Source organism: Bacillus kalamii, assembly GCF_047238185.1.
In the GTDB taxonomy this organism is placed as follows: domain Bacteria; phylum Bacillota; class Bacilli; order Bacillales; family DSM-1321; genus Bacillus_AD.
In genome coordinates, this window is sequence record NZ_JBDFMI010000006.1 from 548,916 (window position 1) to 571,722 (window position 22,807).

A 22,807-nucleotide genomic window follows, 5' to 3' on the forward strand; every position below is an offset into this window, starting at 1 on the left:
AAATACCTTTTCGAAGCTTCGCATAAGCCTGCAAGAACATATAAAATCCCCGCCTATATTAGACTTGGCGGGGACTTATCTAAACTTAAATTTGTCTCCAAGGATTGTTCACTACATTCGTTTGTGTACGGTCAGGGCCGACAGAGAAGACGGATAAAGGAATACCAGTCAACTGTGACACGCGCTCAATATAATGGCGTGCATTTACAGGAAGCTCATCCAATGATTTGCATTCTGTAATATCCTCCGTCCAGCCTGGAAGCTCTTCATATACCGGCTCACACTGGGCAAGCTGCTTCAGGCTTGCAGGGAATTCTTCGATTACTTTACCGTTATAGCGGTAAGCTACACAAATTTTCACCGTTTCAATACCAGTCAATACGTCCACTGAATTTAATGAAAGATCCGTAATGCCACTCACACGGCGTGCATGGCGCACCACAACGGAATCAAACCAGCCGACACGGCGCGGCCGTCCAGTCGTTGTACCGTATTCACGCCCCACTTCACGAATCTGGTGTCCGATTTCATTATCCAGCTCTGTAGGGAAAGGACCATCTCCCACACGGGTTGTATACGCCTTGCATACTCCCACCACATGGTCAATCTTGGATGGGCCGACACCCGATCCGATCGTTACCCCGCCTGCCACTGGGTTGGAGGAAGTAACGAATGGGTATGTGCCTTGGTCGATATCCAGCATGACACCTTGGGCGCCTTCAAACAAGACTCTTCTTCCTTCATCCAATGCATCATTCAATACGACGGAAGTATCGCATACATATTGTTTGATTTGTTGTCCGTACTCATAGTATTCCTCAAATATATCATCAATAGAGAAACCATCTGTTTCATACATTTTTTCAAGAAGCCGGTTTTTCTCTTCAAGATTTTGCTCCAGCTTTTCCTTAAATACTTCCTTATCCAATAAATCTGCCATTCTGATTCCGATCCGGGCAGCTTTATCCATGTAGGCAGGTCCGATCCCTTTTTTGGTCGTACCGATTTTATTAGCCCCTTTTCGAGCTTCCTCCACTTCATCCAATTTCAAATGATATGGAAGGATGACATGGGCACGATTGCTGATACGAAGATTATCGGTAGTGACCCCCTGTTTATGCAAATACTCCAATTCGGTAATAAGCGCTTTAGGATCTACCACCATTCCATTGCCTATTACGCATATTTTATCACTATAAAAAATCCCTGAAGGAATTAAATGTAGTTTATATGTCACACCATTGAATTTGATGGTATGGCCAGCATTATTTCCTCCCTGATAACGCGCAATTGCTTCCGCGTGCTCAGATAAGAAATCTGTAATCTTACCTTTCCCTTCATCTCCCCATTGTGTTCCCACTACTACTACTGAAGACATTTCCTTGCACCTCCAAAAGTACCTTTATCCGATTTCTTTTAAGCAAGCCTATTTTATCAATAATTACGGATGAAAGTCAACAAAAACACGAACATTTAATATTTATTTCATATTATTCGTTCGTGAAATTTTTATCAAAATATACCATTTAAATACTATCTCCATAAAAAGGAATTTCATGTATAATGAAAGAGTTGAATTCGGTAGAATATTACATATTTTTCTGACTGATTCAGTCAATAACCACATATACATAGCTTGTAGCTTACTAAAATGTTTGGGGGATTAATGCAATGAAATGGAAATTCGTCGTTCTTTCGCTTGCCGTTTTGTTTACACTGACTGCCTGCGGGAAGATGACAAATAGCGGACAAAAAAAGGACACACATGTACAGACTTCGGTAAAAGAATCAAAGTATCCGGGCATGGAAATTGAAACAGAAGTAGGCGAATACAAAACCTATAAATATGCCATCCATTTTCCCAGAACCAAACATGAAAAGATTAATTCATCCATCAAATCATTTGTTAAAAATGAAAGAGACCAATTTATTTCTGAAGCCAAAAAGAAAAAACCACAAGGCAAGAATTATTCGGAATTATTGTTGGATTACGATATTACCCATTCTTCCAAAAATCTGCTGACTGTTGTTTTTTCCAGCAATGCCAATCTGGTAGGCGAACAGAGCAATGATTCAATCTATACCCTGAATTTCGACCGTAAAACTGGAAAAAAAATCAAATTGGATGCTCTATTGAAAAATGATGATGCTTCCTTACAAAGGCTTTCCAGCATTGCTCAATACAGCTTATTAAATAACAGCAAGATCATGGCTAAAACGAATCCAGAAAGAGTAATGGAAGGAACAAAGGCTGAATTATCGAATTACCGAACGTATGGTTTTTCCGATCATTCGATGGATATTTACTTCCATCAAAACCAGGTTGGCCCTGCCTATAAATTACAAATTGCTTTGAATGAATTAAATGGTGTCGTCAAAGATTCCTATATGAAAACATTAGAACAGGTCATCACGAATGATACTGAACTATTATCCGACACAACAGGCAAAAAAACAGAGAAAAAGCCGTATCGCCTGATACCAGGCCAAAAATATGTTGCACTCACATTTGACGACGGCCCACATCACCAGTGGACACCGTATATTCTGGATGTGCTAAAGAAACATAAAGCTAAAGCCACTTTCTTCGTCTTGGGAAATCGTGTTGAATACTACCCTAATATAGTCAAACGTGCATTCGATGAGGGGCATGAAATCGGCAGCCATTCATGGAGCCACCCGAAACTGACCAGCTTGACAAAACCTGAGCTAGTCAAGCAAATCAATCAAACGTCCACCGCAGTCGCGAAGATTATCGGGCAGACGCCCACATCTTTCAGGCCTCCTTATGGTGCTTATAATCCTGAGGTTCAGCGGATGGCGAATGCCCCTATCGTGAATTGGTCTGTCGATACATTGGATTGGAAGCATAAAAATAAAGATTTGGTTAAAAAAATCGTTAAGGAGCGCACCCATAATGGCAGTATCGTCCTTATGCATGATATCCATGAAGCCTCGGCACTCGCACTTGATGATATTTTGACCAGTTTATCCAAACAGGGCTATCATTTCGTAACTGTCAGCCAGTTGCTACAATTGCAAGGAAACCCAGGAAACTATGTAGGGGAAGTCTACTTCAACGGCAAAGTATCGTAACCGGGGAGATTGGCAAAATAAACAATCTGGCCCTGTATATATAAAAAAGGAAAAGGTTATAGCCTTTTCCTTTTTTATGCGCCTGGCGGTATATTTGAATCGTCGAATCTTGTTTCGATATTGACGAATTTATTGTACTCCTTCACAAACGCAAGGGAAACCGTTCCAACCGGGCCATTACGCTGCTTGGCGATAATGATCTCGATGATATTCTTATTTTCCGATTCTTTGTCATAGTAATCATCACGGTATAGGAACGCCACAATATCGGCATCCTGCTCAATACTCCCAGATTCCCGGATATCCGACATCATCGGGCGTTTATCCTGGCGTTGTTCCACTCCACGGGAAAGCTGGGACAGTGCAATGACAGGGACCTTCAATTCACGCGCTAAAGCCTTCAATGAACGGGAAATTTCCGATACTTCCTGCTGGCGGTTATCGCCGGATTTGCCATTCCCTTGAATAAGCTGCAGGTAATCGATCAAAATCATTCCCAGGCCATGCTCTTGCTTCAAACGGCGGCATTTGGAACGGATATCCCCGATCCGAACACCCGGTGTATCATCAATATAAATACCGGCATTCGATAGGCTGCCCATTGCCATCGTCAGCTTTCTCCAGTCTTCATCCGTCAGCGCGCCTGTTCTTAAGTTCTGCGCATTAATATTGCCTTCCGCACACAGCATACGCATAACCAACTGTTCCGCTCCCATCTCGAGAGAAAAGATCGCAACATTTTCTTCTGTTTTCGTTGCCACGTTTTGCGCAATATTCAGGGCAAAGGCCGTTTTACCTACTGATGGCCGGGCTCCCACTATTATCAGGTCATTACGCTGGAAACCAGCCGTCATTCGGTCCAATTCTGCGAACCCAGTCGCAATACCGGTAATATCGCCTTTTCGATTGGCGAGAACCTCTATATTATCATAAGTGGACACGAGAACATCTTTAATATCCTGGAAAGCACCTGCATTTTTCTGCTGTGCCACTTCCATGATATTTTTCTCTGCTTCACTAATATACGCTTCAACTTCATCGGTACGGCTATATCCGTCCTGGACAATTTGGGAAGCAACCCGTATGGTACGGCGAAGCAACGCTTTTTCATCGACAATTTTGGCATAGTACTCTATATTGGCTGCCGTTGGCGCAGATGCTGCCAACTCACTTAAATAGGTTACACCGCCAACATCCTCAAGGCTTTTCGTTGCAGATAATTCCTCCGTTACGGTTACAAGGTCCACAACGCTGCCCCGGTCATTCAGATTAACCATCACCTGAAAGATTTTTTGGTGGGCAACTCTATAAAAATCCTCTGCCATGAGCAATTCTGTCGCAACAATCAACGAGGAAGGCTGAAGAAAGATTGCGCCCAAGACAGCTTGCTCTGCTTCTATGTTTTGCGGCGGAATTTGATTTTGGAAGATCTCATTCATACATTAACCCCCTATTGTGCGAAAAAGTTCCTCTCATAAGCATAAGACGACTCCCTAATGAATCATAAACAGGAGTCGCCTTTATGCCATTATACTGTAAGATGCACTGAAATTCTTGCATCGCCATTCCGTCATTCCTAAAAAATGATATTCTCATTTTACAATGGCTGCGGTTATTCGTACATGTCAATTTTTTGCTTACTTAGCTTCTTTTACATGGACATTCAATGTAGCGGATACTTCGTGGTGAAGCTTTACAGGCACTTTTGTATATCCAAGAGAACGGATGCCATCAGGCAATTCCATTTTTCGTTTATCGATCTTGATGCCTTCAGCTGCCTGAAGCGCTTCTGAAATTTGCTTTGTTGTGATGGAACCGAAAAGGCGGCCGCCTTCCCCAGCTTTAGCTTCCAACTCAACAGTCAGTTTTTCGATTTTTTCTTTCAATTCTTTCGATTGCTGTAATTCTTCAGCGGCAACCTGGCTTGCTTTATTTTTTTGCGCTTCAAGTTTCTTTAGGTTAGCGGGAGTTGCTTCCACGGCCGCTTGCTGCTTCAAAAGAAAGTTTTGAGCGTATCCATCCGATACATTTTTCACTTCGCCTTTTTTACCTTTACCTTTTACATCTTTTAAGAAAATTACTTTCATCCTGTATACCCTCCCAAATAATCATCTATCGCTTGCTGCAATGCTGCAACAGCTTCATCCACTGTTTTATTTTCTATCTGGGTTGCGGCATTCGTTAAATGGCCGCCTCCATTCAATGATTCCATTATGATCTGGACATTGATGTCTCCCAGTGAGCGCGCAGAAATGCTGACCGTCTGTTCCGAACGTCTGGACACAACGAATGATGCCCCTACTCCGTCCATGCTCAGCAGTGTATCTGCCGCTTGCGCGATCAATACCTGCTCATGGATTTCATCCGGTTTGCCTTTTGCGATCGCGATCCCATCCCGATAGAAATAGACGCTTTCTATTAACTGCGCCCTTTTTATATAGGTGGACAGATCCTCTTTCAGGAACCGCTGCACCAAAACCGTATCCGCTCCATTTGAACGCAGGTAAGAGGCTGCATCAAATGTCCGTGAACCGGTCCTCAATGTAAAGCTCTTCGTATCGACAATGATACCCGCCAATAGGCAGGTCGCCTCTAACATCTCAATTTTACTACCTTTTTCTTGATATTCAAGTAGTTCCGTTACAAGCTCTGCTGTAGAGGAAGCATATGGTTCCATATAAACAAGCAGTGCCCTGCTGATGAATTCCTCGCCGCGGCGATGATGGTCGATAACGACAATTTTTTCTGTATTCCTAACCAATTTTTCATCAATAACCATAGAAGGCTTATGTGTATCCACTACTACAAGCAGCGTGTCATCCGTTATAAGCTCGTGGGCATCTTCCGGAGAAATAAACCGCGAATACAAATCAGGGTCCTTTTTCAGTTCCTGCATTAATCGTTGTACGCCTGTGTCCAGCTCTTGAAAATTAACAACAATGTATGATTCCTTATTATTCATGTTGGACACTTTTGATATCCCGATTGCAGAACCGATCGCATCCATATCCGGAAAACGGTGCCCCATAATGATGACTTTATCGCTGTCCAGTATAATATCCTTCAGTGCATGGGAAATGACTCTCGCCCTTACCCTGGTCCGTTTCTCCATCGGATTTGTTTTGCCCCCAAAGAATTTCACTTTACCATTTGGGAGCTTGATTGCAACCTGATCGCCGCCTCGCCCCAAAGCCAAATCAAGGCTTGATTGGGCAATTGTCCCCAGCTCAGGCAATGAAGAAGCTCCACAGCCAATGCCGATGCTCAACGTCAAGGGAACATGCTGCTTTGCTGTCAGCTCCCTGATTTCATCCAGAATCGCGAATTTATCCTTTTCTAGGCTTTGGAGGATATCCTCATTGAAAACACCCAAGAAACGGTCGGAAGAGGTCCTCTTGAGAAATACGCCGTTATCCTTCGCCCATTTATCAAGCTGCGACGTCACAAGGCTATTCAGGCTGCTTCTACGCTGATCATCCATCGCCTGGGTCAATTCATCATAATTATCGAGGAAGATGATTGAAATGACTGTTCTTTCATCCTGATATTTTTGCTCAATCTGGATCTGTTCCGTCACATCAAATAAATACAGCAATCTTTCCTCAGGCTTCAGCAAAACTTTGAACTTGCGATTATACAACGTAACTGTATCCTCTTCGAGTTCTTTCTTAATCGTATAAATCAACGGTTCAGCAACTTCATAGAAGGAACGCCCCACAAGTGTATCCTCATGGAAGCAGGTTGCCATATAAGGGTTGGTCCACTCGATTATATTCTCGTCGTTGAACAGAATAATCCCGATAGGCATTTCCAGCAATGCCTCTTCCCCAACTTTTTTAAGACGGTACGATAGTGTCGAAATATACCTTTCGGTTTCTTTCTTATTATTGAATTCAATCACAAGGATGGAATAAAAAAGAAAGATGATAAATGGCACACTGATCAGAGCCATGAGCCAATTGTAATAGGCTAGGACAATGAGCAGGATAGTAGTGATGACCAGAAGTGTATATAGCGGATATCGAATAGGTACTTTTTTTAATTTTGATAACATCTTTTCAGCTCCTAAAAGCTACTAATTTCAGCATCTTTACCGGACAGTACACATCCTTATTTGCTTGCGATCGATTCCCTGATGCGAAAGCCTAAATCCATAATCCCTAAGATGCGGACAAAAGAAGATGCAATCGGTATGAAAAATGCCAATACCACAACTACAATCGGTATGCCTTTTGACCATCCCTTTGAACGGCTGTAAAAAAACATGAATGATATACCCTGCAGCATAATAAAGAATTCCAATATGAATTGGATATTCATCAATACTGTGTAGAAATAGTCACCCTGCTCCGGATGCATAAACAGTATGAAAAGCATACTAAGTAAATAATACCATAAAAGACTTCTTGGAAGCTTTATGTCACGTACAGAACCTATTTCAAGCTTAGCAAACCGCGATCGGTTTATCACTGCCTTGCTCGCAAGCACCATGAGCGCGGTCATGATCATTGACGACAACACAAGGAGACTTGGCAATAGCGTTTGGAATAATGACTTGAATTGTACAAGCTGGTCCAATAGCTGATCAAGCTTTTCTTCCTGTCCAAGGGCCTTCAAAGACTGTCCAGCTTGTTCAGTTGAGGATTCCAGCATTTTAAAGAATGAGTCAACCACATTAATGTCCATTAAATACATCGCTGCCAGGAATGAAAGCAGCATGCTCGCAATGAACAATAAAGTAGAGATAATGAACATCTCTAGTTTGCTTCTATTTGTTCTTATGTAATAGCCAATTGTCATTCCGACTAAACCAACAGTTAACGTGATCGGCAGCAAAGCCACATTGCCTAAAATAAAGGTAATAAGCAGCGCTGCGATAAGGAATATGGTTGACCATTTTAAATCATATTTGCTTGCTACCAGCGCAAAGGGAGCAGGCATAAAAAAGAAAAGAATGATCCCTAGCACCGGGATATATAGGAACATGAGCAGCATTAGTATCGTTAAGGCCAGCAGAACGCCACTTTCCGCCAGTTTTTTTCCTTGATTCAAATGTATGTATCTCCCTTCATTGTATACAAAGTAAAAGAAAATTTATCATTGTAATATATATTATGTACAGTCCACTCATTGTACCTATTATACCCTGTATCGTTCAAACTTACTGCACTTTATATAGTATATATTTGACTACTTTATTACGGACATGGGAGCCTTCGCCTAAGCAAAAAAACCTTCTCCCGACTGGAAGAAAGGTTTTTCCTTTTTCAAAAGCGGCACACTATTTTTTGATCCAGTAAGAGCTGCCGTCTTTCTCGCGATCCAAAAATCCATATTCTATCAAATAGCGGCGTACTGTGACAAAATCCCCGTATACAGATTTGATCAGTTCGTTCACTTCTTTTTCTGAATAAGTCCGCTCTGGTTCAAACAGGTTCATCATTTCCCGGAGAACGATGATTTTATATTTTTGCTTCATGGAGAAGGTGGTCAATTTCCCATCCTTCATATACTTCTGCAGGACTTTTTCATTTTCCTCTTCCGTTACCCTGTAGCGATCATCAATCATCGTTGCTGTCTTCGGAATCTCCATCATTGCCGGAGCATGTTCATCCTTTTCCTTCAGCAGCTCCATCATCGTCAAGTAGAGCTTAGCCTGCCTTTCCTTTTCCTTTAAGACAAAACGGTGGTTCCTAATCGTCGACGCGCTGCCTATACCCAATTCTGTTTGAATATCCCGGTCTGACTTACCTTGATAAAAAAGTGTCAATAGATTTTTTTGGTGTTCCGTCAGGCCAGTCAACTTTTTATCCAAAGCAACTAAGTGTTCAAACATACTTCCATGATTGTCCTTTATATGAAACTCCATCATTTTATACGCTTCATACAGCCGATCGCCTTTAGGATAGATAATGCCCTTTTCTACATGTTTGCCGCAAACGAGACAAATATAGTCATTATCCTGTTCTATATACCCTTTTTTTAATTCGTTTATGTCTGCTTTCCAGAACCATTCGGAATCACTCATCATTTATTCCCCTTTTATTATTTTATAAACATTTTATATTTTTGTTTGTAATATGTCAAACAAATTAAATAATGTTTATTTAACACTATAATTACTGTTTCAATAACGAGTAGCATTTTAGATACAATAAATCAAGTATTAACTATTGCGAAATATCTTTTTTTACAAAGTAATCTTAATCTTTTGACCACTTTTTACTCGTGTGCTAGTATGAAATTGAGCCAGTTGCGATGCGCTGGCAGCGGCTTTTCCCACTGATTGTTTAAGTATTTAATTGTTGACATAACAACAGTTTTTATGCCGTTCATTTAAGTAGAGAGGCATAAAACACCGTTAAAAAACAAGTAGGTTCGCAACATAAAGTTTGAACATTTTAAAAACTTATACAATCAGAAGAAATAATATTTTAATATATAAAATACGAAAGAAGGAATGGGTTATGGATAAAAAAATAGTTTTAATTACAGGCTCAGCTACTGGTTTAGGACGTTCTGTCGCGCTCAAATTGGCAGACAAAGGCTATAATTTAGCCCTAGTTGATTTCAACGAAGAAGCCGGCAATGAAACACTTTCCCTTGTAAAAGAAAAAGGGGCAGAAGCAATCTTTGTAAAAGCGGATGTGTCCAAAGAAGAAGATGTACAAAACTATGTAAATAAAACAGTTGAGAAGTTTGGTAAAATTGATTACTTCTTGAATAACGCCGGCATTATGGTTCCTTTAAAATTGATCCACGAATACGAGTTGAGTGAATTTGAACGTGTTATTTCTGTCAATTTAAAAGGTGTATTCTTAGGATTAAAATATGTTATTCCGGTTCTTCAAAAAAATGGAGGAGGAAGCATCGTCAATACAGCTTCTTCAAACAGCTTCAAACCAACAGCATTTAACGGCCTCTATTCAGCAACAAAGCACGCTGTAGCCGCATTGACAAAATCAATCGGACAAGATTACCAGGACCAAAACATCTATGCTGTCGGTGTTGCGCCTAATAATATGAAGACAGGCATTGCAAACAAAACGTTCGGCAACATGACAGAAGAACGTGTAAAACAATTGCAGGCAAGCACAGGACCTAGCAGAGCTGCTACACCGGAAGAAATCGCAGATGTGGTTATCTTCGCTTTAACAGAAGGCGGCCCTATGTTGACTGGTACAATCGTCAACTGTGCAGGCGGGGAAATTTACAATTAATCTTTCTTACAAAAAGTGTGCACAAACATAAAGACCAATCATATACAACAAAAAGGCATCCGAGGAAACCTCGGATGCCTTAATTAGTGATTTATTCACCAGATACGTATGGAAGTAAAGCCATAGTACGTGCGCGTTTGATAGCAACTGTCAATTTACGTTGGTATTTAGCGCTTGTTCCTGTTACACGACGAGGTAAAATTTTACCACGCTCAGAAACGAATTTTTTCAATAAATCTACATCTTTATAATCGATGTGAGTGATACCGTTAGAAGTAAAGTAACATACTTTACGACGTTTAGCACGGCCACCTCTGCGTCCACCCATTGCCATTGGTTATTCCCTCCTTATTGAATGTTGCATATAAACAAACGGTGTTTATATATTAGAATGGCAGATCGTCATCCGAAATGTCGATCGTTTGACCGCCATTTGCAAATGGATCATCATCTACACGAGTGTAGTTGCCATTCCGCTGTTGGTTTTGGTTTTGATTCTGGTTACGATTTTGGCCATATGATGAATAATCATCACGCTGTCCACCGCCGTAAGAACCGCCTTCGTTTCTGCTGCCACCGTTATTGGAGCCTTTAGGTTCCAAGAATTGGACACTTTCAGCCACAATTTCAGTCACATATACCCGCTTACCATCTTGTCCCTCATAATTACGTGTTTGAATGCGGCCGTCAACGCCAGCCAGGCTTCCTTTTTTCAAGAAATTAGCCACGTTTTCCGCCGGCTTACGCCAAACAACACAGTTAATGAAATCTGCTTCACGATCACCTTGCTGATTCGAAAAATTTCGATTCACCGCAAGTGTGAATGTCGCTACTGGTACACCTGCTGGCGTATAGCGCAAATCTGGATCTTTAGTTAAACGTCCTACAAGAACGACACGGTTCATCATCAGAATCAACTCCTTCCATTCCTCTGCACTTTACCGGAAAGCACCTTGGAGCGGATATTTTAAATCTATATATTATGCTTCTTCTTTAGTTACCATATGACGGATCATATCTTCATTGATCTTAGCAAGACGGTCGAATTCTTGAACTGCCGCTGCATCAGATTGAACTTTAAGAATCATGTAGTAGCCATCACGGAAATCATTGATTTCGTATGCAAGACGACGCTTGCCCCAATCTTTTGTTTCTGTTACTTCCGCACCATTATCAGTAAGGATTGTGTTGAATCGCTCAACCAAAGCTTTTTTAGCTTCCTCTTCGATATTTGGACGGATGATGTACATAATTTCGTATTTTCTCATCACTGTCACCTCCTTTTGGACTAACGGCCCATTATGGGCAAGGAGCAATTAATTAATTACTCACGAGCCTTGATTATATCATAGGTTTTTATCTATTGCAACAATCGGTCCAATTCTGCCATAAGAAAAAAAGATCCCCCTAAGGGAATCCTTCCTTACTTCAGCTTATACATTAAAACGGAAATGGATTACATCTCCATCTTGGACGATATATTCTTTTCCTTCTAATCGTACCTTTCCTGCTTCACGTGCAGCTGCCATACTTCCGCCGGCTAATAAATCATCGTATGAGACTGTCTCAGCACGGATAAATCCTCTTTCAAAATCGGAATGGATAATACCTGCACACTGTGGAGCCTTCATGCCCTTCACAAATGTCCACGCACGCACTTCCTGTATGCCTGCCGTGAAATAAGTTGCCAGGCCAAGTAAATCATAAGCAGCTCTGATCAATTGATCCAAACCGGATTGTTCAATACCCAATTCAGACAAGAACATAGCTTTCTCATCAGCATCCAATTCGGCAATTTCAGATTCGATCTTTGCACAGACAACGATAACCTCTGAGTTTTCTTTGGCTGCGTATTCACGGACCTTCTGCACATATTCATTGTCGCTTGAATCTGCTACATCATCTTCACTGACATTTGCCACATATAGGACAGGCTTGATTGTCAAAAGATGCATCATTTTAACAACGCGCATTTCTTCTTCTGTAAATTCAACAGCACGGGCGGGCTGTTCATTTTCGAAAGCTTCCTTTAGACGGACTAGGATGTCATGCTCGTACATAGCTTCTTTATCCTTTTGCTTAGCCATTTTTGCAACGCGGCCAATACGCTTATCAACAGATTCAAGGTCAGCAAGGATAAGTTCCAGATTGATGACCTCGATGTCATCAATAGGATCCACTTTACCAGAAACATGTGTAATATTTTCATCGTCAAAACAACGGACAACCTGGCAAATGGCATCTACCTGGCGAATATGGGACAAGAACTTATTTCCTAGCCCTTCCCCCTTGCTTGCTCCTTTTACGATACCGGCAATATCCGTGAATTCGAACGTAGTCGGCACTGTTTTTTTCGGCTGTACAAGCTCCGTTAATTTTTGTAGGCGATAGTCAGGCACTTCAACGATCCCGACGTTCGGATCAATCGTACAGAATGGATAGTTGGCAGATTCTGCCCCTGCTTGAGTTATTGCATTGAATAATGTTGATTTACCAACGTTCGGCAAACCGACGATACCAGCTGTTAAAGCCATGTAAACACTCACTCCTCTTATACTGTGGGGTTTCCTTCTTCAGAAGTCTCTATAAACCCGTTTATATTGTCTATTTCACTAATTGCATTCATTACGATCTTATTATAAAACCTCTACCAATTATAGAGATTACATGCTTAAAAAACAAGTGAAGTTATAGCCTCTATTGCTCTTCACTCTTCGTGTTTTTCGAGGATTTTCTTCATTTTTCGAGTGAATTCTTTACGGGGAATGAGTACACTGTGCCCGCATCCTTCGCATTTTATGCGGATATCCATCCCTAAACGGATGATCCGCCACCTATTTGCTCCACAAGGATGCGCCTTCTTCATTTCAACAACATCCTGCAAGCCATATTGTTTTTCTTCCATCCGATAAGCCTCCCTTTCGCCTACTTAGCCGCTTGCTCGGCATGGTGGTCCTGCCGATTATACATAACCATCCGTGGGAACGGAATTTCAATGCCGTTCGCATCCAATGTAAGCTTCAACTCTTTACGCAGTTCCCTTGCGATAAAGAAGTGCTGCATAGGGACCGTTTCTGCCGTAATACGAAGAACGACTTCTGAATGCCCCAAATTTTGCACTCCCAGCAGTATAGGTGTGTCTACCATATCTTCATAACGATCGGGCATCGTTTCCAGCAATTCCGTTATGACTTTCTCTGCTTTTGCCAAATCCCCTTCGTAGGCAATGCTCAGGTCAATAACAGCCAAGCTGTTATGGATTGAGAAGTTCGTCACTTCCAAAATGCTTCCGTTTGGAATGATATGGAGCTCTCCGGTGAATACTTTTATCTTCGTCGTTCTCAGGCCTATTTCCTCAACCGTTCCTTCCGTTGTCCCAATCCGAACATAATCACCTACTGCAAATTGGTCTTCAAAAATAATGAAAAATCCGGTAATGATATCCTTCACCAAACTTTGAGCCCCAAAACCGATGGCTAAGCCGACAACTCCCGCTCCGGCAAGAAGCGCCTTCACATTGTAGTTCAATGTTTCTAATATCATAGTCAAAGCAATAAAATAGATAAAATACGTAACAACATTCTTCAATAGCTTAAGCATGGTCGCTTCTCGTCGTTCTGATACACGCAGAGGGCTTTTTGCACGCAATATAAAGATGTTGTTAATAATTTTCTTAACGAACTTCACCACGAGTCCGGCAATAATGATGATGAGCATGATTTTAACGATAACCTCGCCCAAATGGATCCAAAGTCCCTCGTCTAATAGTTTGCCCACCAAGCTGTCAACCACTTTATTTCCAGTTGCTATTTCTTCTTTTAAAGCCATATATTCACCTTCTATTTCATATTCATTCAGCTAATCTACAAGAAACGAATATGAGTGTTTCCCCTAATCCCTTCATTACCTATGAACCATGACAAGGATTTATGTTCCAAATTCTTCTCTATCATGTATACTTTTCCTCTCTTTTCCGTATACTGTTACTACTATACCGAAGGGGCGAGAAGCATGATTCCTAAAAAAAGAGACATTCTTCCAAACGATCTGCATAGCCGTATTTCATATGAACAAAATGATGCTGTTGAACAATTAGCAAATCAACTTTTACTTTTCTTGCCGGCAGGCAAGCCACAAGCTATTGTCATTGCCTGCATTGGGACAGATCGTTCCACCGGTGATTCTCTTGGCCCTTTGGTCGGAAGCTTCTTAAGTAAAAAACTGAAGCCGCCATTTTTTGTATACGGCACGTTGGAAGAGCCAATTCATGCTGTCAATTTACAGGAAAAAGCAGAAAAAATCAAAGAGATGCATCCACATGCCTTATTCATCGCTGTTGATGCCTGTCTAGGAAAAGTAAAAAGTGTCGGAACAATCCAAGTCATCGATGGCCCCTTGAAGCCAGGAGCTGGCGTTCATAAGAAGCTCCCTGAAATCGGCGACTTCCATATCACAGGCATTGTAAATATCAGTGGATTTATGGAATTTGTTGTTCTTCAAAACACTAGGCTGAACCTTGTCCTTAAAATGGCAAAAACCATTTCTGACGGAATCTTGCTGGCAAGTCGGAAAACATCCATCCAAAACGGCCATTTACACAGTTATTGGCCATCCGCCATAAGCCAACAAACCGAAAAGGCAGATTACAATTGAATATGCCCATAGTGGAAGATGGCCACCATAATCGCAACAATAGGGATAGCCGGCAGTAGATTAGCCACTCTTATCTTAGTTATACCCATAATGTTTAACCCTATAGCCACAATCATTATACCGCCTGTAGCTCCCATTTCAACTATGAAGAAATCCATTAAGCTGCCGGGAACAATAGCAGCAATAAATTTGGCGCATATAGCAATTATTCCCTCATATAAAATAACCGGTACAGCCGAAAACAGGACACCTATTCCTAGCGTGCTGGCTAATACAATCGCCGTAAATCCGTCAATAACGGCTTTTGTATACAAAACACTATGATCACCACGAATTCCGCTATCCAATGCTCCCAGAATTGACATGGCCCCAATGACAAAAATCAAGGTGGAATTAACAAATGCACCTGCTACATCAGTATCTCCTTTTGTTTTCAGCAACCGTTCCAAATGGCGGCCCAATTGATTCAACCGCTCTTCCAGCTTCCACCATTCGCCAAATGCAGCCCCAAAAACAAGGCTTAAAATCACCACAAGTATATGCTGGCTTTTTATTCCCATCTGCAATCCAATTAAAATAACGACTAGCCCGATCGAGTACATAATCGTTTCTTTCATTTTATCCGGTATATTTCGGAAACCCCTGCCGATTACAGTTCCCATGATGATGCCGATTCCGTTCACAACGCTTCCTAATATAACCATCCCAATTCACCTTATTTACTGTAGTTTAGACTCATGCTGTTTTTCTTACAAATAAACCATCCTGAAGGGATGGTTTATGACAATGATTCTATCTTTCAAGTAAATCCAGAATGCGATTTAAATCTTCAGGAGAGAAAAACTCGATTTCTATTTTTCCTTTTTTCTTTTTTTGCGTAATCGTAACGGTCGTTCCAAAACGTTCACGCAAAAATGTTTCACGCTCTTCAATGAATATATCTTTTTTGATTTCTTTTTTCTTTGTTTCACGTGGAACATTTTCATTCAACTCTTGAATGAATTGCTCTAATTGGCGGACGTTCAGCTCTTCCTTCACTACTTTTTCCACGACACCAGGCAGCAATGCCTTTTTCTTCAGGCCAAGTAATGCACGGCCGTGTCCCATGGATAGTGTTCCTTGAGAGATCATTCCCTGTATGTCTGCAGGCAACGATAATAGTCTGATATGGTTAGTAATGTGAGGTCTGCTTTTTCCTAGACGTTTCGCCAATTCTTCCTGGGTAATATCTAATTGGTCCAACAGTGTTTGATAGGCAGCCCCTTCCTCCATCGGCGTCAAATCTTCACGTTGAAGATTTTCAAGAACCGCCAATTCCATCATTTGCTGGTTGTTATAATCCTTTACGACAACAGGAACCTTAGTTAAACCGGCTGCTTTTGCAGCGCGAAAACGTCTTTCTCCCACAACAATTTCGTAGCCCTTAATGCTTTTCTTCACGATAATCGGTTGAAGAATGCCGTGCTGCTGGATTGATTGTTTTAATTCTTCAATGCCTTCTTCTTTGAACAGCTTCCTAGGCTGATAAGGGTTGGGACGCAACTCTCTCACAGAAACCTCTTGAACTGAGTCATCTTTATCATTATCAATACTGAATAAAGCATTGATTCCTTTTCCTAAACCTTTAGCCATTTGACACCACTTCCTTTGCCAAATCTAGATATACTTCAGCCCCTCTTGACTTTGCATCATATATAATAATGGGTTCACCATGGCTGGGCGCTTCGCTCAATCGGATATTACGGGGGATAATCGTTTGATATACTTTATCCTGGAAGTATTTCTTCACTTCCTCAATGACTTGCAACCCCAAATTCGTACGGGCATCCAGCATGGTCAGCAATACACCTTCGATTTTTAATTCTTCGTTTAAGTGCTTTTGGACAAGCCGTACAGTATTCAATAGCTGGCTTAATCCTTCAAGCGCATAATATTCACACTGAACAGGAATAATGACAGCATCTGACGCTGTCAGCGCATTAATCGTCAATAGTCCCAGCGATGGCGGACAATCGATGATAATATAATCGTATTGGTCTTTCACTTTTTCCAGTGCTCGTTTCAATCGCACTTCCCTGGAAATAGTGGGAACCAGTTCAATTTCTGCACCAGCTAACTGAATGGTAGCAGGAATGACATGTAGATTTTCTACTTTTGCAGGCTTTATTACTTCACAAGCTTCTAAATCATCAACAAGTACATCATATATGCATTGATCGACATCCGCTTTTTCTATGCCGATACCGCTTGTTGCATTACCCTGTGGATCAATGTCCACCAACAGGACTTTTTTCCCTACATAAGCAAGGCATGCAGCAAGGTTAACGGAAGTAGTCGTCTTACCTACACCGCCTTTTTGATTTGCAATAGACACTATTTTTCCCACGATGTCACCTACCTTTACTCCTTCATTTATCCAACATGCAACCTAAAATCGCACGCATACGTCCATCCTGGGCGATCAAGGCGAATTATTTATATGTTCTTTTTGTTTTCCAGATGTTTCACATGTAACTTATTTTAACATAAAAAAGATGAAAGTATATTTGGCTTTCTGCTTTATCTCTCTATTATCAATTATTTACATAGGGATTATTTTGAGGATAAACCAATTGGAGAAAATAATCTCCGGAGAACAGGCATAATCGTGGAAATGGCGCAGTTTTATCTTATAAATAAAGGAGCCTTGGCTACAGTTATGTGCACGAAAGCTCCTTAGTAATCTATTTATTTACTTTTTCTTTGGTATTTTAATAGTGAATTGGTAATATTCTTCATGCTCTTCTTCCTCCGAATCGAGCTTGATTCCATTATCAATCACCATATTCAATGATTGCCTGATTGTATTGACGGCAATTCTCATATCCTTGCTGAATGCTTTTCGCTTCGGCTTAGGTTTCTTTTCTGTCGCTTCAAGCAGCTTCTCTACTCTTTCTTCCGTCTGCTTCACATTCAGATTTTTTTCTACCACTTCCTGTAAAAGGGCGATTTGCTTGGTTTCATCCTTTAAGGGAATAAGCGCCCGCGCATGGCGTTCTGTAATGATTTTTTGCATCAATGCATCCCTTACTTCTCCGGGAAGCTTTAATAGTCTCAATTTATTGGCCACAGTCGATTGTCCGATTCCCAATCTCTGCGCCAGCGCTTCCTGCGTCAGCTGATGCAATTCGATTAGCTTGCTATACGCCACGGCTTCTTCAATCGGTGAAAGTTCCTCACGCTGAAGATTTTCAATTAAGGCAACTGATGCTGTTTCCCGATCGTTAAATGTCTTAATGATTGCCGGGGCTTCTTCCCATCCCAGCTTCTGCATGGCCCGGAAACGGCGTTCACCTGCAATGATTTCAAACCGATCCTGTTCATATTCCCTTACAACAATCGGTTGAATAATTCCATGCGTATGAATGGTTTGTGCGAGTTCAGCAATTTTTTCATCATTAAAAACCGTTCTCGGTTGAAAACGATTTGGAACGATATCTGAAAGGGGAATTTTCTTTATTTCTTCATTATTGTTTGGTTGCACATCTTCTTCTAAATGTTCTTCCACAATTTCTTCTTTTTCACCAATGTTAAAAAAACGCGAAAAAGGATGCTTCATATCCCTGACACCACCTTTAAGAAACTCCCTCGGTACATATTCTCTATGGAAATGACAAGTTCCTTCTATTTTCTAACGACAAAATCAAACAAAAAAGACATTAGCTTTTCGTTTGATCGCACTTCTTCTATTTTAGTACATTCGCGGTTATCTGCCTATCCTCTGTTTTGCAAAATGCGTGTTTAGATTATAAGATTGGCGTTTTATTAGGCGTTCCAGGCTTTCGTGGATACTTTTTCGGCGTTTTCTTGATTTTTTTGATGGCAATAAAGCTTCTTTCGCTATTCTCAATAGGCAATAGCATGGTATCGATTGATTCTATTTCCCCGCCTAAAACAGAAATGGCTTTTTTGCTGTCCGCTAGTTCATCCTGTGCACTTGCCGCTTTCATTGCCAGGAATTTTCCTCCTGTGCTGACTAATGGCATGCATAGCTCAGACAAAACAGAAAGCCGCGCTACTGCCCTTGCGGTTACCAAGTCAAATTGCTCCCTGTGCGATGCGTTCTGTCCAAACGTTTCTGCACGGTCATGATAGAAAGATACATCGTCCAGTTTAAGGACGTTGGCTAGATGCTCTAGGAAAGTAATGCGTTTATTTAGGGAATCTACGATCGACACAGCTAAATGCGGGAAGCATATTTTCAGTGGAATACTTGGGAATCCAGCTCCGGCCCCCACATCACAAACATGTTTCACTGTTTTGAAATCGACAAAAAAGGCAGCGCTGATTGAATCATAGAAGTGCTTCAGGTACACTTCCTCCTGATCCGTTATGGCTGTCAGATTCATTTTTTCATTCCACTCCACCAAAGTGGAAAAATACAATTGAAATTGTTCAATTTGCCAAGGAGAGAGCATGATGCCCTTCTCCTTCAGCATAGCGACGAATTGTTCTTCATTCATTAACATTCAACCTCTGCAATTTAGTTTGATATACGGGCAATTTTACCTTGCTCTAAATAAACAAGCAGGATGGAAATATCGGCAGGATTCACGCCCGAAATACGGGATGCCTGGGCAACCGTTAACGGACGGACTTTTTTCAGCTTCTGTCTGGCTTCAGAAGCCAAGCTGTTAATGGCGTCATAGTCAATGTTGTCCGGAATCTTCTTGTTCTCCATCTTTTTCAGCTTTTCTACCTGCTGCAAGGATTTTTCAATATATCCTTCATACTTGATCTGAATTTCAACCTGCTCTTTGATTTCATCGGTTAATGGCTGATCGCTAGGGGCGACTTGATCAATGTCACGGTACCCCATTTCTGGCCGTTTCATAAGATCAGAGGCACGAATTCCGTCCTTCAGTTCGCTTCCGCCGGCATTTACGATTAATTGCTGCAATTCTTCCGTTGGTTTCAAAATGGTTGATTTAAGGCGTGCCTTTTCTGCTTCAATTGCCTGCTTCTTTTCAAGAAAAGCATGGAAGCGGGCTTCTTTGATCAAACCAATCTGCGCACCAATCTCTGTCAAACGCAAGTCGGCATTATCATGGCGCAGCAATAAACGATATTCAGCTCTGGATGTCAGCAGACGATAAGGCTCATTTGTCCCTTTTGTCACAAGATCATCGATCAGGACCCCTATATACGCATCTGAGCGGCCAAGGATGACTTCCTCTTTCCCTAATGCTTTTTGTGCAGCATTGATTCCTGCCATCAATCCTTGTCCGGCCGCTTCTTCATAACCGGATGTTCCATTGATTTGGCCAGCCGTATACAGATTTTCTACTTTTTTTGTTTCCAGTGTGGGCCAAAGTTGTGTCGGCACAACTGCATCATATTCAATCGCATAGCCAGCCCTCATCAATTGGGCTTTTTCCAAGCCAGGGATGCTTGCCAGCATGCGCTTCTGTACATCCTCAGGCAGACTAGTGGAAAGACCCTGCACGTATACTTCCTTCGTATTCCGTCCTTCCGGCTCCAGGAAGATCTGATGGCGGGGCTTATCATTAAAGCGGACAACTTTATCTTCTATAGATGGGCAATAACGAGGGCCAGTTCCTTTAATCATCCCTGAATACATAGGGGATCTGTGAAGGTTTTCATCAATAATTTGGTGTGTTTCTGTACTTGTGTAGGTCAGCCAGCATGGAAGCTGATCCGTGATAAACTCGGTCGTTTCATATGAAAATGCTCTAGGCACATCATCGCCAGGCTGAATTTCCGTTCGGCTGTAGTCAATGCTGTCGCTGTTGACCCGCGGCGGAGTACCCGTTTTAAATCGGACAAGATCGAAGCCGATCTCCTCAAGATGTTCGGACAGCTTAATTGACGGCTGCTGATTGTTCGGACCGCTTGAATATTTCAGTTCTCCCAAAATGATTTCGCCGCGCAAGAATGTACCTGTAGTAAGCACGACTGATTTGGCACGGTAAATGGCACCGGTCTGTGTGACAACGCCAGTACATGTTCCATCTTCGATAATAAGGCGTTCAACCATCCCTTGTACAAGGGACAAGTTCTCTTCTTTTTCAATGGTCAATTTCATTTCCTGCTGATAAAGGAATTTATCCGCCTGGGCACGCAACGCACGTACTGCGGGTCCTTTCCCTGTATTCAGCATTCTCATTTGAATATGGGTCTTATCAATATTTTTGCCCATTTCTCCGCCCAAGGCATCAATTTCACGGACAACAATCCCTTTTGCAGGACCTCCGACTGATGGATTGCACGGCATGAATGCCACCATATCGAGGTTTATCGTTAGCATGATCGTTTTGGCACCAAGCCGTGCCGAAGCTAATCCTGCTTCTACGCCTGCATGTCCCGCACCTACGACAATGACATCATACTGGCCTGCTTCGTATGGCATTTCTCTTCCTCCTTTGTATATCTCTTATCTATTATTTCCCTAAACAGAACTGTGAAAATAGTTGGTCTATCAAGCTATCCTGCATACTATCACCAATAATTTCCCCAAGAAGTTCCCATGATCGCGTCAAGTCTATTTGAACAAGATCGATTGGCACTTCATTTTGAATGGCCATTATGGCTTCTTCTATGCATGACTGCGCTTGTGAAATCAAGGCAATATGGCGTGTATTCGAGACATACGTAAGATCGCCTGCTTCCAATTCGCCTTCAAAGAATAAGCTGGCGATTGCCTCTTCCAATTCATCAATCCCTTTATCTTCTAAAAGCGATGTGGTAATGACCGGCGAATGTCCAGCCAGCTCTTTCACACGGTCCAAATTGATCTCTTGGTTCAAATCCGTTTTATTGACGATGACAATAACGTCCATACCGTTTACAGCAGCAAATAATTGCTCATCCTCATAGGAAAGCTCTTCAGAATAGTTTAACACGAGTAGAATCAAATCAGCTTCCTTTAAAACTGCTCTGGATTTTTCGACACCGATTCTCTCGACGATATCTTCTGTCTCCCTGATTCCTGCTGTATCTACCAAGCGCAATGGGACCCCTCTCACATTGACGTATTCTTCTATTACATCTCGTGTTGTCCCAGGAATGTCTGTCACGATCGCTTTATTTTCCTGTATAAGGCTATTCAGCAAGGATGATTTCCCAACATTGGGGCGCCCTACAATAACAGTTGATAACCCTTCACGCAAAATCTTTCCCTGCTGGGCCGTCTGCAGCAACTTTCTTAATTCCTCTTGTACATATGCTGCTTTGTCGATCAACATATGGTGGGTCATTTCTTCGACATCATTGTATTCCGGATAATCAATATTGACTTCAATATGGGCCAATATTTCTAGTATTTCCTGACGAAGCTTCTGGATTAAAGTCGAAAGTCGACCTTCCATTTGGTTCAGAGCCACATTCATTGCCCGGTCTGTCTTTGCTCTGATTAAATCCATAACTGCTTCTGCTTGCGATAAATCAATCCGTCCATTCAAAAACGCTCTTTTGGTGAACTCTCCCGGTTCAGCGAGCCTTGCCCCCATTGCCAAGACCAAGTTCAACACTTTTTTCACTGAAACAATGCCCCCATGGCAATTGATTTCAACTACGTCTTCGCGCGTAAAGGTTTTTGGCCCCCTCATAATTGAAACCATTACTTCCTCAACCGTTTGATTGGTCTTTGGATCCTTTAAGTGCCCATAATGAATGGTGTGTGTTGAAACCTCTGACAGCTTTTTCCCTCCAGGTCCACTATAGATCTTATCAATAATGCCAAGAGCTTCATCTCCACTTAAACGGACAATGGCGATTGCGCCTTCTCCCATCGGCGTGGATATTGCTGCAATTGTATCGAACTCCATATAGCACCTCTC

At 41.8% G+C, this 22,807-nt stretch carries 22 protein-coding genes; 3 read left to right on the forward strand and 19 right to left on the reverse strand.

Translation table 11 applies throughout. The annotated features are described in order from the left end of the window. Positions 1–85: 85 nt before the first annotated feature. Positions 86–1,378, reverse strand: a complete 1,293-nt coding sequence (locus tag ABC357_RS20445) for an adenylosuccinate synthase (RefSeq protein ID WP_412889417.1) — start codon at positions 1,376–1,378, stop codon at positions 86–88. Between the two features lie 293 nt (positions 1,379–1,671). On the opposite strand from ABC357_RS20445, the gene ABC357_RS20450 reads away from it, so the two are divergent. Beyond that, positions 1,672–3,096 carry a polysaccharide deacetylase family protein gene (locus ABC357_RS20450; protein WP_412889418.1) on the forward strand — a complete coding sequence of 475 codons (1,425 nt, stop codon included), beginning with the start codon at positions 1,672–1,674 and terminating at the stop codon, positions 3,094–3,096. Between the two features lie 74 nt (positions 3,097–3,170). Here the strand turns inward: ABC357_RS20450 and dnaB are convergent, their stop codons facing one another. The 5 genes from dnaB to ABC357_RS20475 all read right to left on the reverse strand — a co-directional run bounded on the left by dnaB (position 3,171) and on the right by ABC357_RS20475 (position 9,124). Beyond that, positions 3,171–4,535: a replicative DNA helicase gene (gene dnaB, locus ABC357_RS20455; protein ID WP_412889419.1), complete on the reverse strand. Its 1,365-nt coding sequence runs from the start codon at positions 4,533–4,535 to the stop codon at positions 3,171–3,173. Positions 4,536–4,733: 198 nt separating this feature from the next. Beyond that, complete coding sequence (rplI, locus tag ABC357_RS20460) at positions 4,734–5,183, reverse strand: 50S ribosomal protein L9 (RefSeq protein ID WP_412889420.1); 450 nt, start codon at positions 5,181–5,183, stop codon at positions 4,734–4,736. Beyond that, positions 5,180–7,150 carry a DHH family phosphoesterase gene (locus ABC357_RS20465; protein WP_412889421.1) on the reverse strand — a complete coding sequence of 657 codons (1,971 nt, stop codon included), beginning with the start codon at positions 7,148–7,150 and terminating at the stop codon, positions 5,180–5,182. The genes rplI and ABC357_RS20465 overlap by 4 nt, the downstream gene beginning before the upstream one ends. Before the next feature lie 56 nt (positions 7,151–7,206). Beyond that, a complete protein-coding gene (locus ABC357_RS20470; protein WP_412889422.1) occupies positions 7,207–8,148 on the reverse strand; it encodes a YybS family protein in 942 nt (313 codons plus the stop codon). A gap of 229 nt (positions 8,149–8,377) precedes the next feature. Then, positions 8,378–9,124 (reverse strand): DUF2087 domain-containing protein, encoded by a 747-nt coding sequence (locus tag ABC357_RS20475; protein WP_412889423.1) that lies wholly within the window; start codon positions 9,122–9,124, stop codon positions 8,378–8,380. Positions 9,125–9,563: 439 nt separating this feature from the next. Between ABC357_RS20475 and ABC357_RS20480 the strand changes: the two genes are divergently transcribed. After that, on the forward strand, positions 9,564–10,316 hold the full coding sequence (locus ABC357_RS20480; protein WP_412889424.1) for an SDR family NAD(P)-dependent oxidoreductase: 753 nt from the start codon (positions 9,564–9,566) through the stop codon (positions 10,314–10,316). Positions 10,317–10,407: 91 nt separating this feature from the next. Here the strand turns inward: ABC357_RS20480 and rpsR are convergent, their stop codons facing one another. From rpsR to ABC357_RS20510, 6 genes are all read right to left on the reverse strand, one after another. Beyond that, positions 10,408–10,644 carry a 30S ribosomal protein S18 gene (gene rpsR, locus ABC357_RS20485; RefSeq protein WP_050616648.1) on the reverse strand — a complete coding sequence of 79 codons (237 nt, stop codon included), beginning with the start codon at positions 10,642–10,644 and terminating at the stop codon, positions 10,408–10,410. Between the two features lie 58 nt (positions 10,645–10,702). After that, a complete protein-coding gene (gene ssb / locus ABC357_RS20490) occupies positions 10,703–11,224 on the reverse strand; it encodes a single-stranded DNA-binding protein (protein ID WP_412889425.1) in 522 nt (173 codons plus the stop codon). Positions 11,225–11,296: 72 nt separating this feature from the next. Continuing rightward, a complete protein-coding gene (rpsF, locus tag ABC357_RS20495; RefSeq protein ID WP_412889426.1) occupies positions 11,297–11,584 on the reverse strand; it encodes a 30S ribosomal protein S6 in 288 nt (95 codons plus the stop codon). 165 nt (positions 11,585–11,749) lie between these two features. Next, a complete protein-coding gene (ychF, locus tag ABC357_RS20500; protein ID WP_412889427.1) occupies positions 11,750–12,850 on the reverse strand; it encodes a redox-regulated ATPase YchF in 1,101 nt (366 codons plus the stop codon). A 173-nt stretch (positions 12,851–13,023) separates the two neighbouring features. Next, positions 13,024–13,221: a DUF951 domain-containing protein gene (locus ABC357_RS20505; RefSeq protein ID WP_412889428.1), complete on the reverse strand. Its 198-nt coding sequence runs from the start codon at positions 13,219–13,221 to the stop codon at positions 13,024–13,026. 20 nt (positions 13,222–13,241) lie between these two features. Further along, the gene (locus tag ABC357_RS20510) at positions 13,242–14,126 is read right to left on the reverse strand and encodes a mechanosensitive ion channel family protein (protein ID WP_487247128.1); all 885 of its coding nucleotides are present in this window, start codon (positions 14,124–14,126) and stop codon (positions 13,242–13,244) included. Between the two features lie 201 nt (positions 14,127–14,327). Here ABC357_RS20510 and yyaC point away from each other — a divergent pair, with 201 nt between their 5' ends. Further along, the gene (gene yyaC / locus ABC357_RS20515; protein ID WP_412889430.1) at positions 14,328–14,969 is read left to right on the forward strand and encodes a spore protease YyaC; all 642 of its coding nucleotides are present in this window, start codon (positions 14,328–14,330) and stop codon (positions 14,967–14,969) included. On the opposite strand, the gene ABC357_RS20520 is transcribed toward yyaC, so the two are convergent. From ABC357_RS20520 to mnmE, 7 genes are all read right to left on the reverse strand, one after another. Then, a complete protein-coding gene (locus ABC357_RS20520) occupies positions 14,960–15,673 on the reverse strand; it encodes a DUF554 domain-containing protein (RefSeq protein ID WP_412889431.1) in 714 nt (237 codons plus the stop codon). The genes yyaC and ABC357_RS20520 overlap by 10 nt on opposite strands. An 88-nt stretch (positions 15,674–15,761) precedes the next feature. Further along, complete coding sequence (locus ABC357_RS20525) at positions 15,762–16,601, reverse strand: ParB/RepB/Spo0J family partition protein (protein ID WP_412889432.1); 840 nt, start codon at positions 16,599–16,601, stop codon at positions 15,762–15,764. Beyond that, complete coding sequence (locus ABC357_RS20530; protein ID WP_412889433.1) at positions 16,594–17,355, reverse strand: ParA family protein; 762 nt, start codon at positions 17,353–17,355, stop codon at positions 16,594–16,596. Before ABC357_RS20530 ends, ABC357_RS20525 begins: the two co-directional genes overlap by 8 nt. 345 nt (positions 17,356–17,700) lie before the next feature. Beyond that, complete coding sequence (noc, locus tag ABC357_RS20535; RefSeq protein WP_412889434.1) at positions 17,701–18,567, reverse strand: nucleoid occlusion protein; 867 nt, start codon at positions 18,565–18,567, stop codon at positions 17,701–17,703. Between the two features lie 187 nt (positions 18,568–18,754). Then, positions 18,755–19,471, reverse strand: a complete 717-nt coding sequence (gene rsmG / locus ABC357_RS20540) for a 16S rRNA (guanine(527)-N(7))-methyltransferase RsmG (protein WP_412889435.1) — start codon at positions 19,469–19,471, stop codon at positions 18,755–18,757. A gap of 20 nt (positions 19,472–19,491) precedes the next feature. Continuing rightward, on the reverse strand, positions 19,492–21,378 hold the full coding sequence (gene mnmG / locus ABC357_RS20545) for a tRNA uridine-5-carboxymethylaminomethyl(34) synthesis enzyme MnmG (protein ID WP_412889436.1): 1,887 nt from the start codon (positions 21,376–21,378) through the stop codon (positions 19,492–19,494). 31 nt (positions 21,379–21,409) lie between these two features. After that, positions 21,410–22,795 carry a tRNA uridine-5-carboxymethylaminomethyl(34) synthesis GTPase MnmE gene (gene mnmE, locus ABC357_RS20550; protein ID WP_412889437.1) on the reverse strand — a complete coding sequence of 462 codons (1,386 nt, stop codon included), beginning with the start codon at positions 22,793–22,795 and terminating at the stop codon, positions 21,410–21,412. Between the last annotated feature and the right edge of the window lie 12 nt (positions 22,796–22,807).